Source organism: Pseudomonas sp. MM213 (genome assembly GCF_020423045.1).
GTDB classification, from domain to species: Bacteria; Pseudomonadota; Gammaproteobacteria; order Pseudomonadales; family Pseudomonadaceae; genus Aquipseudomonas; species Aquipseudomonas migulae.
This window is the reverse complement of sequence record NZ_CP081943.1, coordinates 352,572-368,234: the sequence shown is the minus strand read 5'-3', so window position 1 is coordinate 368,234 and position 15,663 is coordinate 352,572. Positions and strand designations below refer to the sequence as shown.

Annotated in this window: 13 protein-coding genes; 2 read left to right on the top strand and 11 right to left on the bottom strand. The window is 61.9% G+C overall.

Annotation, left to right across the window (positions count from 1 at the left end; genetic code table 11):
- Window positions 1-14 precede the first annotated feature (14 nt).
- The 6 genes from K5R88_RS01815 to K5R88_RS01790 form a co-directional block, all read right to left on the bottom strand.
- Window positions 15-1,853: an amidohydrolase gene (locus K5R88_RS01815; protein WP_008043255.1), complete on the bottom strand. Its 1,839-nt coding sequence runs from the start codon at window positions 1,851-1,853 to the stop codon at window positions 15-17.
- Window positions 1,850-2,440 (bottom strand): antibiotic biosynthesis monooxygenase, encoded by a 591-nt coding sequence (locus K5R88_RS01810; protein ID WP_008032692.1) that lies wholly within the window; start codon window positions 2,438-2,440, stop codon window positions 1,850-1,852. The genes K5R88_RS01815 and K5R88_RS01810 overlap by 4 nt, the downstream gene beginning before the upstream one ends.
- Entirely contained in the window at window positions 2,433-2,849 is a 417-nt protein-coding gene (locus K5R88_RS01805; protein ID WP_008043253.1) for a DoxX family protein, read from the bottom strand. The genes K5R88_RS01810 and K5R88_RS01805 overlap by 8 nt, the downstream gene beginning before the upstream one ends.
- 1,044 nt (window positions 2,850-3,893) lie before the next feature.
- A complete protein-coding gene (locus K5R88_RS01800; RefSeq protein ID WP_008030224.1) occupies window positions 3,894-4,814 on the bottom strand; it encodes a LysR family transcriptional regulator in 921 nt (306 codons plus the stop codon).
- A gap of 31 nt (window positions 4,815-4,845) precedes the next feature.
- The gene (locus K5R88_RS01795) at window positions 4,846-5,829 is read right to left on the bottom strand and encodes an MBL fold metallo-hydrolase (RefSeq protein WP_226299049.1); all 984 of its coding nucleotides are present in this window, start codon (window positions 5,827-5,829) and stop codon (window positions 4,846-4,848) included.
- A 60-nt stretch (window positions 5,830-5,889) separates the two neighbouring features.
- Window positions 5,890-6,033, bottom strand: a complete 144-nt coding sequence (locus K5R88_RS01790) for a hypothetical protein (protein ID WP_223413804.1) — start codon at window positions 6,031-6,033, stop codon at window positions 5,890-5,892.
- A gap of 5 nt (window positions 6,034-6,038) precedes the next feature.
- On the opposite strand from K5R88_RS01790, the gene K5R88_RS01785 reads away from it, so the two are divergent.
- Window positions 6,039-6,455: a helix-turn-helix domain-containing protein gene (locus K5R88_RS01785; protein ID WP_008041154.1), complete on the top strand. Its 417-nt coding sequence runs from the start codon at window positions 6,039-6,041 to the stop codon at window positions 6,453-6,455.
- A gap of 388 nt (window positions 6,456-6,843) precedes the next feature.
- On the opposite strand, the gene K5R88_RS01780 is transcribed toward K5R88_RS01785, so the two are convergent.
- From K5R88_RS01780 to K5R88_RS01770, 3 genes are all read right to left on the bottom strand, one after another.
- The gene (locus K5R88_RS01780; RefSeq protein WP_226299048.1) at window positions 6,844-8,286 is read right to left on the bottom strand and encodes a catalase; all 1,443 of its coding nucleotides are present in this window, start codon (window positions 8,284-8,286) and stop codon (window positions 6,844-6,846) included.
- Window positions 8,287-8,358: 72 nt separating this feature from the next.
- On the bottom strand, window positions 8,359-9,183 hold the full coding sequence (locus K5R88_RS01775; RefSeq protein WP_008032867.1) for an alpha/beta fold hydrolase: 825 nt from the start codon (window positions 9,181-9,183) through the stop codon (window positions 8,359-8,361).
- A gap of 31 nt (window positions 9,184-9,214) precedes the next feature.
- Window positions 9,215-9,790 carry a flavodoxin family protein gene (locus K5R88_RS01770; protein ID WP_223436808.1) on the bottom strand — a complete coding sequence of 192 codons (576 nt, stop codon included), beginning with the start codon at window positions 9,788-9,790 and terminating at the stop codon, window positions 9,215-9,217.
- Window positions 9,791-10,197: 407 nt separating this feature from the next.
- Here K5R88_RS01770 and K5R88_RS01765 point away from each other — a divergent pair, with 407 nt between their 5' ends.
- Window positions 10,198-13,002 (top strand): ATP-binding protein, encoded by a 2,805-nt coding sequence (locus K5R88_RS01765; protein WP_226299047.1) that lies wholly within the window; start codon window positions 10,198-10,200, stop codon window positions 13,000-13,002.
- Here the strand turns inward: K5R88_RS01765 and K5R88_RS01760 are convergent.
- Window positions 12,967-14,451, bottom strand: a complete 1,485-nt coding sequence (locus K5R88_RS01760; RefSeq protein WP_223453046.1) for an ATP-binding protein — start codon at window positions 14,449-14,451, stop codon at window positions 12,967-12,969. The genes K5R88_RS01765 and K5R88_RS01760 overlap by 36 nt on opposite strands.
- A gap of 176 nt (window positions 14,452-14,627) precedes the next feature.
- Window positions 14,628-15,578: a GlxA family transcriptional regulator gene (locus tag K5R88_RS01755; protein ID WP_223481944.1), complete on the bottom strand. Its 951-nt coding sequence runs from the start codon at window positions 15,576-15,578 to the stop codon at window positions 14,628-14,630.
- Between the last annotated feature and the right edge of the window lie 85 nt (window positions 15,579-15,663).

Below are 15,663 nucleotides of genomic sequence, written 5' to 3'. Positions count from 1 at the left end.
GCTTTTTTTGATCGTCAGAACGCGAAGCACGAGCAGCCAAAGGCGCCCCAGAAACCGGCGAAATCGCTGACCGGCGCGTTCGACAACCGCGCCTTTTCATGGCTATGGGAGTGCACGCCGCACGGCCCGCTGCAATGGTGAACCTGCGCCTGCATCGGCGACGTCGGGCGCCAGTGACCCGGCACCTTGACCACCGGCGACCAGTCCGGCAGCACCGGCACACTGGCCGGGCCGAGTTTTTCGAAATCACCGGCGGCGTACACCACCTTGCCGCCGACCACGGTCAACACCGACTCGATCCACTTGATCGCTTCTTCGTCAACGCTGAAAAAGTCCGCGCTCAGGGCTGCGACGTCAGCCAGTTGGCCGACTTTGATCATGCCTTTCTTGCCCTGCTCGGAAGAGAACCAGGCGCTGCCGTGGGTGAACAGCTCCAGCGCGGTCTGCCGGGACAGCCCCTCGGCGTGCAGCTCCAGGCCACCGACGGTGCGACCGCTGACCATCCAGTACAGCGAAGTCCATGGGTTGTAGCTGGACACCCGCGTCGCATCGGTGCCAGCGCCAACCGGTACACCTTCGGCCAGCATGCGCTTGATCGGCGGCGTCGCTTCGGCAGCCTTGGCGCCGTAACGCTCGACGAAATACTCGCCCTGAAACGCCATGCGATCCTGAATCGCGATACCACCGCCCAGCGCCCTCACCCGCTCGATGTTCTGCGGCGTGATGGTTTCGGCGTGGTCGAAAAACCACGGCAAACCATTGAACGGAATGTCGCGGTTAACCTTCTCGAACACGTCGAGCATGCGGCTGATGGATTCGTTGTACGTGGCGTGCAAACGGAACGGCCAGCGCTGCTCGACCAAGTGGCGGACCACCGGTTCGAGTTCGTCTTCCATGGTTTGCGGCAGGTCCGGACGCGGTTCGAGGAAGTCCTCGAAATCCGCCGCCGAGAACACCAGCATTTCCCCGGCGCCGTTGTGTCGCAGGAAATCATCGCCCTGATGCAGGGTCACGCTGCTGGTCCAGTTCTTGAAGTCGGCCAGCTCTTCTTTCGGCTTCTGGGTGAACAGGTTGTAGGCGATGCGGATGGTCAGTTGCTGGTCCTTGGCCAACTGCTCGATCACCTGGTAATCGTCCGGATAATTCTGGAAACCGCCACCGGCATCGATGGCGCTGGTCAGGCCGAGACGGTTGAGTTCGCGCATGAACTGGCGGGTTGAGTTGACCTGATACTCCAGCGGCAACTTCGGTCCCTTGGCCAGGGTCGAGTACAAAATCATCGCGTTCGGGCGCGCGACCAGCATGCCGGTCGGCTCACCGTTGGCATCGCGCACAATCTCGCCACCCGGCGGGTTCGGCGTATTGCGGGTGTAACCGGCCACGCGCAATGCGGCGCGGTTGAGCAGAGCACGGTCATATAGATGCAGGACAAATACCGGCGTATCCGGCGCCGCCTGGTTGAGTTCCTCGAGGGTCGGCATGCGCTTTTCAGCGAACTGGAATTCGTTCCAGCCACCGACCACGCGCACCCATTGTGGCGTTGGCGTGCGGTCAGCCTGATCCTTGAGCATGCGCAGGGCGTCGGCCAGCGACGGCACACCCTCCCAGCGCAGTTCGAGGTTGTAGTTCAAACCGCCACGGATCAGGTGCAAGTGCGAGTCGTTAAGGCCGGGGATGACACAGCGGCCCTTGAGGTCGATGACCTGGGTGCCGGAGCCGCGCAGGGCCATGGCTTCGGCGTCAGTGCCGACCGCGACGAAGCGGCCATCGCTGATGGCGACGGCACTGGCGCGTGGGTTTTCACGGTCAACGGTATGAAATTGGCCATTGAACAAAATCAGGTCGGCGTTCATCGCGTTTCCTTGGGCTGAGTGGAGGGGGACAGCCAAGGCGCGAACAAACGCGTCGCCATCGGCATGAACAGGTACACCACCGAAACGACGATGGTCAGCGTGATCAGGAACGTGGCGACCACGTAATTGGACAGGAACGCGTTAAGCCGCAACAGCGGGCCCCAGATCAGCGGCACCAGCAAGGTGTGCGGCAGAATCACCAGCAACGTCACCACGGCCTGCTTCCAGCGCGGCGGCGGCGAACCGGTTTCAGCCTGCGGCGCGAACCAGAATTCTTTGACCGGGTTGACCTCGGTCTGGTCGCCATCGGCGAGCATCGGCGTGGCTTCGTTGACCAGTTCCAGCCGTTGTGGCGAATCGAGCCAGTGCTGCATCGCGTCGGTGGAGCAAAAGCGCAGCACGCAGGTGTACATGTCGAGGCCGGCGCTCTTGCCGCGCATCACATCCACCCCCAAGTGCCCTTCCTGCTGCCCGGCGATGCTGACGATGTTGCGCAACCAGGCTTCGTAGGGCACTTCAAAACCGGCTTTGACCCGGTGCTTGATGACCAGGGTCACGACTTCCTCGAAACGATTGGATTCAGGCATAACGCAAAGCTCCGGCGAATCGGACATTGAGCGCCAGCCGTCCCGGCCCGGCGATAAAGAGGCTGGTGAACAGAATCAACAGCAGCCAGCCGAACTGCCCTTCCTCGAGGCTCCATTGCGGGTGCACAACCAGCAGCGCGATCCACAACACAGACAAAACCGGCAGGCACGCCAGGCGCACCAACACCCCGGCAATGATCAGCAGCGGGCACAGCACCTCGGCAAAAATCGCCAACATCAGCGTGACATTCGCGCCCAGATGGAAAGGGTCTTCGATGACTTGCAGTTGAGCGTTGTAGTTAAGCAGCTTGGGCAAACCGTGCACCCACAGCAGAAACAAACCACCGCTGACCCGCAAAAAAAACAGCCCGATATCCTGGGCCCGTTCATCCCATTGCGAAGCGTTCATGGACTACCTGCACAAATGAAAAACCATCGGCGTCAAAGCGCCGGGACCTCATTCGATAGTGCCGGTGTGGGGGCGGGGAAAATTGAATGTACGTGCTCTTTTTGTGAGCCGATCAGGATCGCCAGCCATCGCCCCCCCTGTAGGAGCTGGCTTGCCGGCGATGGCGGCCTGATAGCCTCCCTATCTTTTATTGATGTACATATCCATTCCTGCGGTAACGGCTGCTATTGGTTTCGCCCTTACGGCGAGTCACTTGCAGAAGCGGCAAGTAACCAAGCGCTCTTGCCCCTTTCGTTCGGTGGCTCGCTAAGGCTCGCCATGCCCTCGCTCCGGTCCTGCTCCGTGGGCCCGCCGCCATCGGCCATCCATGGCCGGGGGCGGCTAACCCGGCATCCATGCCGGGTTGCCCACTACGCAGAACCTGCGCTCGGCCTCTCGAGGGGGCGCTCAGATCAAAAGCTGAAGGCGAGCTAACGCTCGACCTGATGAGTGGTGAAAATCAAAAGCTAACGCGGTCCCCTGTAGGAGCCGGCTTGCCGGCGATGGCGGTGGTCAGGCAATGAATGCGTGACTGACCGGACGCCATCGCCGGCAAGCCGGCTCCTACAGGGAATTGGGGACATTCGTGGGTGAAGGGTCGGCTGTTAGGCCGCCTTCGCGAGCAAGCATCGCTCCTACGAAGAGCAAAGCAACGCACCCGCCCTTCACCACTCATCAGGCCGAGCGTTAGCTCGCCTTCAGCTTTTGATCTGAGCGCCCCCTCGAGAGGCCGAGCGCAGGTTCTGCGCAGTGGGCAGCCCGGCATGGATGCCGGGCTAGCCGCCCCCGGCCAGGGATGGCCGATGGCGGCGGGCCCACGGAGCAGGACCGGAGCGAGGGAACACCGAGCCTTAGCGAGGGGCCGGACGCCGGGGCGAAGCGTTTTGCTTACTTTTGGGCGTCTGCAAAAGTGAGTCGCCGTAAGGGCGAAACCATAGGCGGCCGTTACCGCAGCAATGGATATGCACACCCAAAAGAAAATGGTCGGCCCAAAGGCCGCCACGTTCAACCCGATACAGGCAAAGGCCTGGACATAAACTCACTGATCCGCGACCGCAACCACCGCTCCGCCGGATCATTGTCATGCACCCCACTCCAAGCCATCGAAAGCTGCGCAGCATCAATGGGAAACGGTGGATCCTCAGCCCGCAACGCACACCCTTCAACCAACGCACACGCCGCATAATCCGGCACCGTCGCAATCATCTCCGTGCCAGCAAGCAACGCACGCAACCCACTGAACTGCGGAACACCCAACACCACCCGACGACTGCGGCCAACCTTGGCCAGATCCAGATCGATATTGCCGCTCAGATCACCGGAAAACGACACCATCGCATGGGGTCGCTCGCAGTATTCGTCGAGCGTCAGCAGCCCAGGTCGCTTGTCCCCACGCAGCACCTTGCAGGGGATGTCGCGCAATTTCTTGCACTTCGCATTCGCGGGCAAATCCGTGGTGTAACTCACCCCCACAGAGATCTCTCCCGAAGCCAGCAAAGCCGGCATCAGCAAATAGTTCGCACGCCGCACCACCACAACAATCCCCGGCGCCTCTTCCTGCAGTTGCCGCAACAACGGCGGAAACAAACCGAATTCGGCGTCGTCCGACAAACCAATGCGGAACACATCGCAGCTGCTCGCCGGATCAAATTCCTTCGCCCGGCTGACCGCCCCGGAAATCACATCCATCGCTGGCTGCAATTCCTTGAGAATCGCCAGCGCCCGCGTTGTCGGCTCCATGCCGCGGCCATTACGCAACAGCAACGGATCGTCAAACAGATCCCGTAACCGCCCCAGCGCCGCACTCACCGCCGGTTGGCCCATGAACAATTTTTCAGCGACACGGGTCAGGTTCCTCTCGAACATCAAGGCCTCGAAAATCACCAACAGGTTCATATCGACGCGGCGCAGATCGTTACGGTTCATTGGCACGGCTCCCTTGTGAATGCGTCGGACTTTACTCGATCAGCGGTACTTTCGCCGCACGTTTATAAGGACCGTATTCGACCGGCACCCATTGAAAATGCTTACCCTCTGCGGCGATATGGCCAATGCCCGGAAACGGCAAATGCGCTGCCGTCACCCAGGTTTTACCGGCGGCTGCATCGCTGAACACCTTGGCGCGGCTTTTGATCGCTTGCTGACTGTTGACGTCAAAGCCGATCGAGACTTCCGGGTGCAAGAACTGCACCGCGAGGTTATGCACCAAATCGCCCATGAACAAAATGCTCTGCCCTTGAGAGGTGAAGCGGTACGTCGTGCTGCCCGGCGTGTGCCCGGCTTCCAGCGTGGCCTCAACTCCCGGCACAGGCGACTGACCGGCGTCGAACGTCTTGAAACGTCCCGCCGCGACGTACGGTGCGGTGGAGTCCTGGGCGATTTTGAAATACGGCTTGGCGCCCTCGGGAGCTTTGGCCAGCGCCTGAGGATCAAGCCAGTAATCGGCTTCGGCCTTCGCGGCGTAGACCGTGGCGTTGGCAAAAACCGGTTTCTGCTGGCCATCGACCAATCCGCACACATGGTCCAGGTGCAGGTGGGTCAACAGAATCGTGTCGACCTGCGAAGGCTCGTAACCGGCGGCTTTCATGTTGTCCGAGAGCATGCCCGCCGTCGCACCGATGCATTGACCGGCGCCGGTATCCACCAGGATCAATTGCTTGCCGGTGTTGATCAGGAAGGCGTTGAACGCAGTCTGCACCCCCGGCGTTTCAATCGAGCGACGGGCCAGCAGTGCGCGGATCTGGCTTTGGGTCAGGCCCTTTAGCAGTTTGGGCGACAGGTCGTTGTAGCCGTCGAACAGCGCCGTCACCTCAAAGTCGCCCACCGCCAGGCGGAAGTAGCCCGGCACCTGGGTGCCGACCTGTGCCGGTGCCTGAGCCGAGGAGATTCCGGACGCCAACGCCACCGCGAGGCCCAACGCGCCAACCAGAGAATGTTTCATGCCGTCACCCTTGATCAAGTCAGAAGAGCGGCCATGCACAGGCCCGCCACAAGACGTCGATCATGCCTCGCCCGGCACCGCAAAAATTGCAGCCATGTGCTGAGTCAGCGCTGTTGGCCACCACTGCGCATCGGCGAAATTAACAACGTTTAACTCGCCTGCCAGAGCCCCGCGACCAAGAATGAAGCTCACCGAAACGGACATTTGTCATGGCTCATTCTCAGCAAAACGTCGCCCGCGCGACTGCCACTGAAACGCGAAAGAAAACCACCGGCGGCCTGACCCCGTGGCGCGAAAGCCTGGTCAAGCAACTGATCCTCGAACGCCTCGGTGAAACCGTCGAAGTGACCGAACTGGCACGCGCCTGCGCCCTCTCGCGCAGTCATTTCTCCCGCGCATTCAAGTGCAGCACCGGCCTCTCGCCGCAAGACTGGATTCGCCACCAACGCATCGCCCGGGCCAAGCAACTGATCCAGAACACCGACCTGAGCCTCACGCAAATCAGCCTCGAATGCGGCTTCTGCGATCAAGCGCACTTCTGCCACATCTTCACCCGCAGCGAAGGCATCAACCCATTCGCCTGGCGCTGCCGAGCCGTGCGCGCGCTTCCACGCGTCAACCTGTAGGAGCCTGGCTTGCTGGCGATGGCGATTTTACGGACGCCATCGCCAGCAAGCCGGCTCCTACAGGGATTGTGGGGGTGTTCGGGATTTGGGGATGACGCAAAACCTGTAGGAGTCCGGCTTGCCGGCGATGGCGATTTCGTGGACGCCATCGCCGGCAAGCCGGCTCCTACAAGGGATTGTGGGGTGTTCGGGATTTGGGGATGACGCAAAACCTGTAGGAGTCCGGCTTGCCGGCGATGGCGATTTCGTGGGCGCCATCGCCGGCAAGCCGGCTCCTACAAGGGATTGTGGGGTGTTCGGGATTTGGAGATTACGCAAAACCTGTAGGAGCCCGGCTTGCCGGCGATGGCGATTTCACGGGCGCCATCGCCGGCAAGCCTGCCGCCTTTTACCCTAACGACACCAACCGCTCCAACGCCTCGGCCACGCCAAATCCGTACGCCGGATCGGCCTTGGTGCAGTTGTCGATATGACGCTGGCGGATCGCCTGCGGCACGCCGTTCATGGCACGTGCGGTGTTGTCGAACAGCAACTGCTTGCGCGCCGGATCGAGCAGTCGAAACAGGTTACCCGGCTGCTCGTAATGATCCTCTTCCAACCGATGATCATAATGCTGGGCAAAGCCTTCCAGCGGCAGCGGCGGCTCGGCCAGTTCCGGCGAGTCCTGCCATTCACCGACACTGTTCGGGAAGTAACTGGCGGTACCGCCGAGGTTGCCGTCGGTGCGCATGGCGCCGTCGCGGTGGTAGCTGTGCGCCGGGCAGCGCGGCGCGTTGACCGGGATGTGGTTGAAGTTCACGCCGAGGCGATAACGCTGGGCATCACCATAGGAAAACAGCCGCGCCTGGAGCATGCGGTCCGGTGAAAAACTCACCCCCGGCACCACGTTGGCCGGCGAAAACGCTGCCTGTTCGATTTCGGCAAAGTGGTTTTCGGCGTTGCGATTGAGCTCCATGACGCCCACTTCAATCAGCGGGAATTCAGCGTGCGGCCATACCTTGGTCAAGTCGAACGGGTTGTGCCGATAGTTGAGCGCCTGTTCTTCCTCCATCACCTGAATGCACAATTTCCAGCGCGGGAAGTTGCCCTGCTCGATGACTTCGTAAAGGTCGCGCAGATTGCTTTCGCGGTCCTTGCCGACCACCGCTTCGGCCTCGGCGTCCGAGAGGTTTTCGATGCCTTGCTGGCAGACAAAATGAAACTTCACCCATACCCGTTTGTTGTCGCGGTCGATCAGGCTGAAGGTGTGACTGCCGAAGCCGTGCATGTGACGGAAGCTGGTGGGAATCCCGCGATCGCTCATCACGATGGTCACCTGGTGCAGCGCCTCGGGCAGCAGGGTCCAGAAGTCCCAGTTGCTGGTGGCGTTGCGCAGACCGGTGCGCGGGTCGCGTTTGACCACGTGGTTGAGGTCGGAGAAACGCAGCGGGTCGCGGAAGAAAAACACCGGTGTGTTGTTGCCGACAATGTCCCAGTTGCCTTCGTCGGTGTAGAACTTCACCGCGAAGCCACGGATATCACGCTCGGCATCCGCCGCGCCGCGTTCGCCGGCCACCGAGGAAAAACGCACGAACAGCGGCGTTTGCTTGCCCACCGAGCTGAAGATGCTGGCTTTTGTATAACGGGTGATGTCATGGGTGACGGTGAAGGTGCCGTAGGCGCCCGCACCCTTGGCGTGCATGCGCCGTTCCGGGATCAATTCGCGGTCGAAGTGGGCGAGTTTTTCCAGCAACCAGATGTCTTGCAAGAGCGCCGGTCCACGGGGGCCGGCGGTCTGGATATTGAAGTTGTCGGCCACCGGTGCCCCGGTGGCGTTGGTCAGCTTTTTCATGGTCAGGTTCTCGAAGGATTCGGCTCATCAGGAGCGAGAACGGCGCGGATCTACGCCCGCGCCGTGGGCACATCAACCCTTGAGGAACGCCAGCAGATCAGCGTTGAGCTGATCCTTGTGGGTATCAGTCAGGCCATGGGGCGCGCCGGGGTAGACCTTCAGCGTAGACCCCTTGACCAGTTTTGCCGAAGCAATGCCGGCGGCCTCGATCGGCACCACCTGGTCCGCGTCGCCGTGCACCACCAGCGTGGGGATGTCGAATTTCTTCAGGTCTTCGGTGAAGTCGGTTTCGGAGAACGCTTTGATGCAGTCATAAGCGTTCTTGTGACCGGAGGTCATGCCTTGCATCCAGAACCAGTCGATCATGCCTTGCGACGGTTTGGCGTCCGGTTTGTTGAAGCCGAAGAACGGACCGCTGGCGAGGTCGATGTACAGCTGCGAACGGTCGACCAGGGACGCCTGACGAATACCGTCAAACACCTCGATCGGCAGGCCACCGGGGTTGGCTTCGGTCTTGAGCATCAGGGGCGGCACCGCTGAAATCAGCCCGGCCTTGGCCACGCGCCCGGTGCCGTGGCGACCGATGTAGCGCGCCACTTCACCACCGCCGGTGGAGAAACCGAACAGCACGGCGTCTTTCAGGTCTAGCCGTTCGATCAACTGCGCCAGGTCATCGGCGTAGGTGTCCATGTCGTTGCCGGTCCACGGCTGACTGGAACGGCCATGGCCGCGACGGTCGTGGGCGATCACCCGGTAGCCTTTGGAGGCGAGGAAGATCATCTGCGATTCCCAGCTGTCGGCGTTCAGCGGCCAACCGTGGCTGAAGACGATGGGCTGGCCGGTGCCCCAATCCTTGTAATAAATCTCGGTGCCGTCTCGGGTGGTGAACGTGCTCATGCGATGTTTCCTCAGGAGGGTTGGGGGTGATTCAAACCGGTGAGTGGCTCAGGCGTTCAGCCAGCCGCGCCACGCGTTCACCCAGGTGCGCGGCGGTGCAGCGATCTTCCGGGGGCGGTGCGAATTCGGGGGACTGTTCGACATTCGACTGCGCCATGGCGCCCAGCGAACTGCCGAGGCGATTGAGCTGCCCGTCGAACACGCCGGTGCCGGAGCGTGCCGGCAGCAGGTCGAGGCCGACCCAGATCATCGAATGCTGCGCGGCGAACACCGCCATCTGCAGCAAGGTGTTGAGTTTGTCGCCACACAGGCTGCCGGAATTGGTGAAGCCCGCCGCGAGTTTGTCGCGCCAGGGTTGGGTCAGGTAGAACGCCGCCGTGGCTTCCATGAACCCCTTGAAGCGTGCCGAGGCGCTGCCCATGTAGGTCGGCGCACCGAATATGATCGCGTCGGCGTTGTGCAAACGGTCCCAGTGCTGATCCACGTCCTCGACCGAAATCAGCTGGCAGGTACTGCCCAGGTGCCGCTCCACACCTTGGGCCACGGCTTCGGCCATGACCCGTGTGTGCCCGTAGCCACTGTGATAGACCACCACCACGTTGCTCATTCCGGCGTCCTCATGACAAATAAATCCCTTTTCACAACACGGCTCCCCCTGTAGGAGCCGGCTTGCTGACGATTGCGATGTACCCATCGCCGACAACTTCGGCTGAAATACCGCAATCGCCAGCAAGCCGGCTCCTACAGTTTGAGCAGTTGCGGTGCTGGAGTTTTGGGCGTAGACCGGACGTAGGACGAGTTAAACGTTGTTAATTTTCCCTGGCGCGCCAAAAGCCCCGGCGCCTTCTACACAAGCGCCGCGCCCAGTAAAAACGCAAAGAACAGGGAGGATCGTAAACCGGCAGTCCAAGTGAACACCCGGCAGTCAGTTGGCCAGCGCATTGCGCGAATGAACAAACCTGACGAATATGCTCGGTAACCGCGTACCAGACGGCTGCAAGCAGGAGTGACCCGTTGACCCTTTCCCCCGAACAGGCCATCCATTTCGGCCCTTACCGGATCTATCCCGGACAACGCCTGGTGATGGAGGCCGACCAGCCCCTGCGCCTGGGTCGGCGTGCCATGGATATTCTGTTGATCCTTCTGGAACACGCCGGAAATGTGGTCAGCAAACAGGAACTGATCGCCGGGGTCTGGCCCAAAAGCGTTGTCGAAGACATCAACCTGCGGGTGCACATGGCGGCGTTGCGCAAAGCCCTCGGCGACGGCCAGAACGGCCAGCGATACATCGTCACCGTGGCCCAGCGCGGCTACAGCTTTGTCGCGCCGTTCTCTTTGGAGCACATCGAGCAACATCCGGCGAATGAAGCCCCCGCACCGAACGGCCACAACCTGCCCGTACGGCGTACACGCATGATCGGTCGCCAGGCCCTCGTCGACAGCCTGGTGGTCCAGTTGTCACGCCAGCGCTTCATTACGCTGGTCGGTCCCGGCGGCATCGGCAAAACCACCGTGGCCCTGCGCGTTGCCGAGCAATTGATCGGGCGCTACCGCGATGGCATTCGTCTGCTGGACCTGGCGCCGATCAACGACCCCTCGATGATCAGCGCGCATCTGGCGACGCTGCTCGAACTGTCGTTGCATGACACCGACCCGATGAGCGGCCTCCCCGCATTTTTGCGCGACCGGCAGATGTTGCTGGTGATCGACAACTGCGAACACCTGCTCGACGCCATCGCCGTGTTGAGCGAAAGCATCCTGCGCGCCGCGCCCGACGTGCACATCCTGACCACCAGCCGCGAGAGCCTGCGGGCCGAAGGCGAGTTCGTTCAGCGTCTTGAGTCACTGGACTGCCCGCCGCCCATCGCCGTGCTCGACCGCGCGCAGGCCCTGAGCTTTTCGGCCTTGCAGTTGTTTGTCGAACGGGCGATGGCCAGCCACGACAGTTTCGAACTGCGCGATGACGAGCTGCCGCTGGCGATTGAAATCTGCCGGCGCCTGGACGGTATTCCCCTGGCGATTGAACTGGCGGCGGCGCAAGTCGGCGGCCTCGGCGTGGGCGGCTTGCTCACGCAACTGCAAGGCAGTTTTCGCCTGCTCACCCAAGGCTGCCAGACCACCTTGGGTCGCCATCAAACCTTGCGCGCCACGTTGGACTGGAGTTTCGAACTGCTGAGTGCCTGCGAACAAACCTGCCTGCGCCGACTGAGCGTGTTCAGAGGCGGCTTCACCCTGGAGTCGGCAGCAGCAGTGATCGTCGGCGAACATATCGAACCCTGTGAGGTGTTTGGCTCGATCACACAACTGGTGGCCAAGTCGCTGCTGAACGTCGAGGTCGGCGACGAAGAAGTGTTCTACCGCCTGCTCGACACCACGCGCAGCTACGCCCTGGAAAAACTCGACCAGGCCGCAGACCTGCCGGGCACCCGCGAACGCCACGCCGAGCGTTGCCTGGCCTTGATGCATCAGGCCCAGCAGGACTGGGAGCTGATCGCGACGGCGACGTGGATCGAGCGTTATGCACGCAGTCTGGAAGATATTCGCGCAGCCCTCGATTGGGGCTTGGACGCACAAGGGCCGCAGACGTTGGCGATCCGCCTGGCCGCGACATCGACGCCGCTCTGGCAGGAAATGTCGCTGCTCAAGGAGCACGGCGTGTATGTGCGCAAGGCGCTGGCCCTGCTGGATGCCGCGCCCGAGCCCTGCCCTCGGCTGAAAATGGCCCTCAAGCTGGCCCTCGGCAGCGCCTGCTACCACACCCATGGTGGCACGGCGGAAACCGTCGAGGCCTTCGTCAGCGCCAGAACGCTGGCCAGGCACTGCAACGACGTGGCCGGTCAGTTGCGTGCGGTGTCCGGGCACATGGCGGTCAACCTCTGCTGTGCCAACTATCAAATGGCCCTGGAGCAGAGCCAGCAGTTCGACCGGTTGGGGCTGCACGGCGATGAAGTGTTGTCCCTCAGCACCCACCGTTTGCGGGTGCTGGCGCTGCACTTTGCCGGGAATCAGGAACAGGCGCGGGTGAATGCCGAAGAGGTGCTGCAGCGCATGGCACAGAGCGGCCACCTCAACCGCTTCACCCACGGTTTTGGCGTGCAGTACGACCAGAGCGTCGCCGCCCTGACCATTCTGGCACGCATCCTCTGGCTGCAAGGCCGGCCGGAACAGGCGTGGCGCACCGCCCGGCAAGCGCTGGACATCGCGATGCAGATCAACCACGGCACGTCCATCTGCTACACCCTGGCGCTGGCCGGTTGCCTGATCGCCCACTACAACGGCGACACCCGCACCGCGCGCGAACTCTTGCGACTGCTGCTGGAACAGGCGCAAAAGCACTCGGTGCTGCTGTTCTACACCTGGGCCATGCACTACGCACAGGTGATCGACCACACCGAGCTGCGCTCCTCCCTTCTGCCGGGCGAGGGGTTGATCAAGGACATCATGGTGACGCTGGACACCGGTTTCGTCGATGACGACTTGTCACAACGGGCAGATACCGGCATCGCGGGCTGGAACACGGCGGAGATCCTGCGAGCCAGGGCTGAGGCGCTTCTGGCGCAAGAGTGCCCGTTGAACACCGACGCGGCCGAGGCCTTGCTGATCAGGGCCTTGAACGTCGCCAACCATCAGGGCGCCCTGGCCTGGGAACTGCGCAGCGCTACCTCGCTGGCACAGCTTTGGCAGCGTCAGGGCCGGCACCGGCAAGCCCATACGCTGCTGGCACCGATCTACAACCGGTTCACCGAAGGTTTTGCCACACCGGACCTGACGAAAGTCCGCCGGTTACTCGACGAGTTGCAGCGCCACGTGCCCGCTTGATACCCACCGCGCCCGGCTGATGTAGCGGGCGTAACGCATTTCAACGGTACGCAATTCACCACTGCCCTCGAGTTTCTCCAGGGCGTAGGTGCGGGTGGTGTTGAGGAAACGGTAGCGGGCCAGTCCGCCGCCCTGCTCCAGCGATAGCAACGATTTGAGCGCCAGACTTTCCACCCCTTCAATCAAGCGGGCAGGCAGCAATGCCGCGCAACTGATCACGCCAATGGCGGCATCCAGCGTAAAGGCCATCTTGAACACCGACAGGCGCTGCAACACGGTTTGCTCCAGCGGGCTCAGTTGCTCATAGCTCCAGTCCAGCGCCGCTTTCAAGGTTTGATGCCGGGGCACGGCGGTGCGCCGGCCCTGGGTCAGCAGCTGAAAACAATTGTCCAGTTGAGCTTGCAGGCCCACCAGCGCCAACGCATCAATCTGCGCCGCCGCCAGTTCGATGGCCAGGGGCAGACCATCGAGCCGGCGACAGATTTCGCGCACGACCTTGAGGTCTTGTTCGCGCAGCACAAAGCCTTGCTGACGAGCACGGGCACGGCTGACGAACAGTTGCACCGCCGAATAGCCCATCGCTTCGGCCACACTGTGCAACGCCGAAGCCGGAGGCACCGCCAGTGGCGGCAAACGCTGGACCGTTTCCCCCTGCGCCTGGAGCGGCTCGCGACTGGTTACCAGGATCGACAGGCGTGGCGCCGCCATCAGCAGGTCCTCGACCAGTGTCCGGCAGCGTTCGAGCAGGTGCTCGCAATTGTCGAGCACCAATAACGCATGACGTTGCGCCCATGTCTCCAGGGTGGTTCCGACGCCCAGCTCAAGCGCCCGGGTCAGATGATCGACCACCTGCGCAGGGTCATCGATCACCGCCAGATCCACCAGCCAGACCCCATCCTGATAATGCTGCAAGAGCAGTTCGGCCACCCGCAACGCCACGGTGGTCTTGCCGATGCCGCCGGGACCGGTCAGGGTCATGAGGCGCCGAACCGGTAACTGGCGGACCAGACTGCCGACCAGCGAATCGCGCCCGATCACCGGCGACAGGCGCGCGGGCAGATTGTGTTGAGGTTTCTGAACCGTTTCGATCGAGGCCAGCGTACTCGCCGGCACCCGCTGCACGGACGCGATAAAGCTATAACCGCGCTGGGGAATGTTGACGATGTAGCGCTGCCCGTCCTGCCCGTCGCCCAGTGCGCGACGCAGCGCGGCGATGTGCACGCGCAGGTTGATCTCCTCGACCACCGAAGTCGGCCAGACGAGTGCGATGAGCTCGTCCTTGCTGACCACGTTGCCCGCGCGCTGGACCAGCACCTGCAAGATATCCAGGGCCCGCCCGCCCATGCGCAGCGGCCGGTCCCCGTCGAGGATCAGCCGTTGCCGCAGGTGAAACGCATAAGGGCCGAATCGCAGCACCGCTTCGTTGTTCAAATCACTGACGCTGTTCATGCAGGTCCACGTGCGCAAACCCTGAGCGGCTCAACGGATTGTCATTTCCATTGCGCGCCAGGATCGCGCCTCCATTACAAAGAGTTCACGGGTATCTTCGCAGGCCTCGGTGACGGAACAACGACCACGGTGGGAGCGTTACAGCCATCACGGTGCGCAGAACGGACAAAAAGGCACTAGCTGAACTGTTCGCGGTACTGGGACGGGGTCAACCCGAGTTTTTCACTGAACAGAAACCGCATGTGCCGCACACTGCCGAAACCACTTTTGAAAGCCACGGTCTTGAGCGGCAAGTCACTGGTTTCCAACAAATTTCTCGCACAGTCGATACGTGCGCTCTGGAGAAATTCCATCGGCGTCATGTTCACTTCCCGGGCGAACACCCTGGCGAAATGACGTGGACTCATGGTGGCCAGGCCGGCCATGCGCTCGATGCTGAAGGCTTCGTCGAGGTGGTCGAGCACATAATTCTGCACGCGCGTCACCGGCGTTTCGTGAGGGGCCACCGTCGCCATCAACGGACTGAATTGCGCCTGTCCGCCCTGACGTTTCATCACCACCAGCAACACCTTGGCCACGTCCTGAGCGACTTTCTTGCCATGGTCTTCGGCAACCACGGCGAGTGCCAGGTCAATGCCGGCAGTGACGCCCCCGGAGGTGATCAGGTTGCGGTCCTGAACAAAGATCTGATCGGTCTCCACCGTCGCCTTCGGGAACCCCTTGATCAGCCGTTCGGTGTAATGCCAGTGGGTGGTGACACGGTAGCCATCAATCAGGCCGGCATTCCCGAGCACGAATGCGCCGGTGCAGATCGAGCCATAACGTCCGGCCCGCTTAACCGCACCTTTGAGCCAGCCGAGCAACGGCGGGTGTTTTTCGTTGTAGGCCCCGGGGCCGCCCGGCACCAGCAACAGGTCATACGCCTGATCCGCCTGATCGATATGCACATCGGCCTGCACGTTGACACCGTTGGAGGCACGCAACGCGCCGTGCTCGGTGCCGATGGTCGACAACGCGTAACGCTCGGCCGGTTCCAGATAACGATTGGCGATGGAAAACACCTCCATGGGCCCGGCCATGTCGAGCAGGAGAAAATCAGGGAACAGCACCATTGCCACGGTTTTCATGGGTTCAAAATCACTGAAATCAAAAAAAGAATACTGGCCGTACACGTAACCCTGTAGGAGCCGGCTTGCCGGCGATGGCGGTACA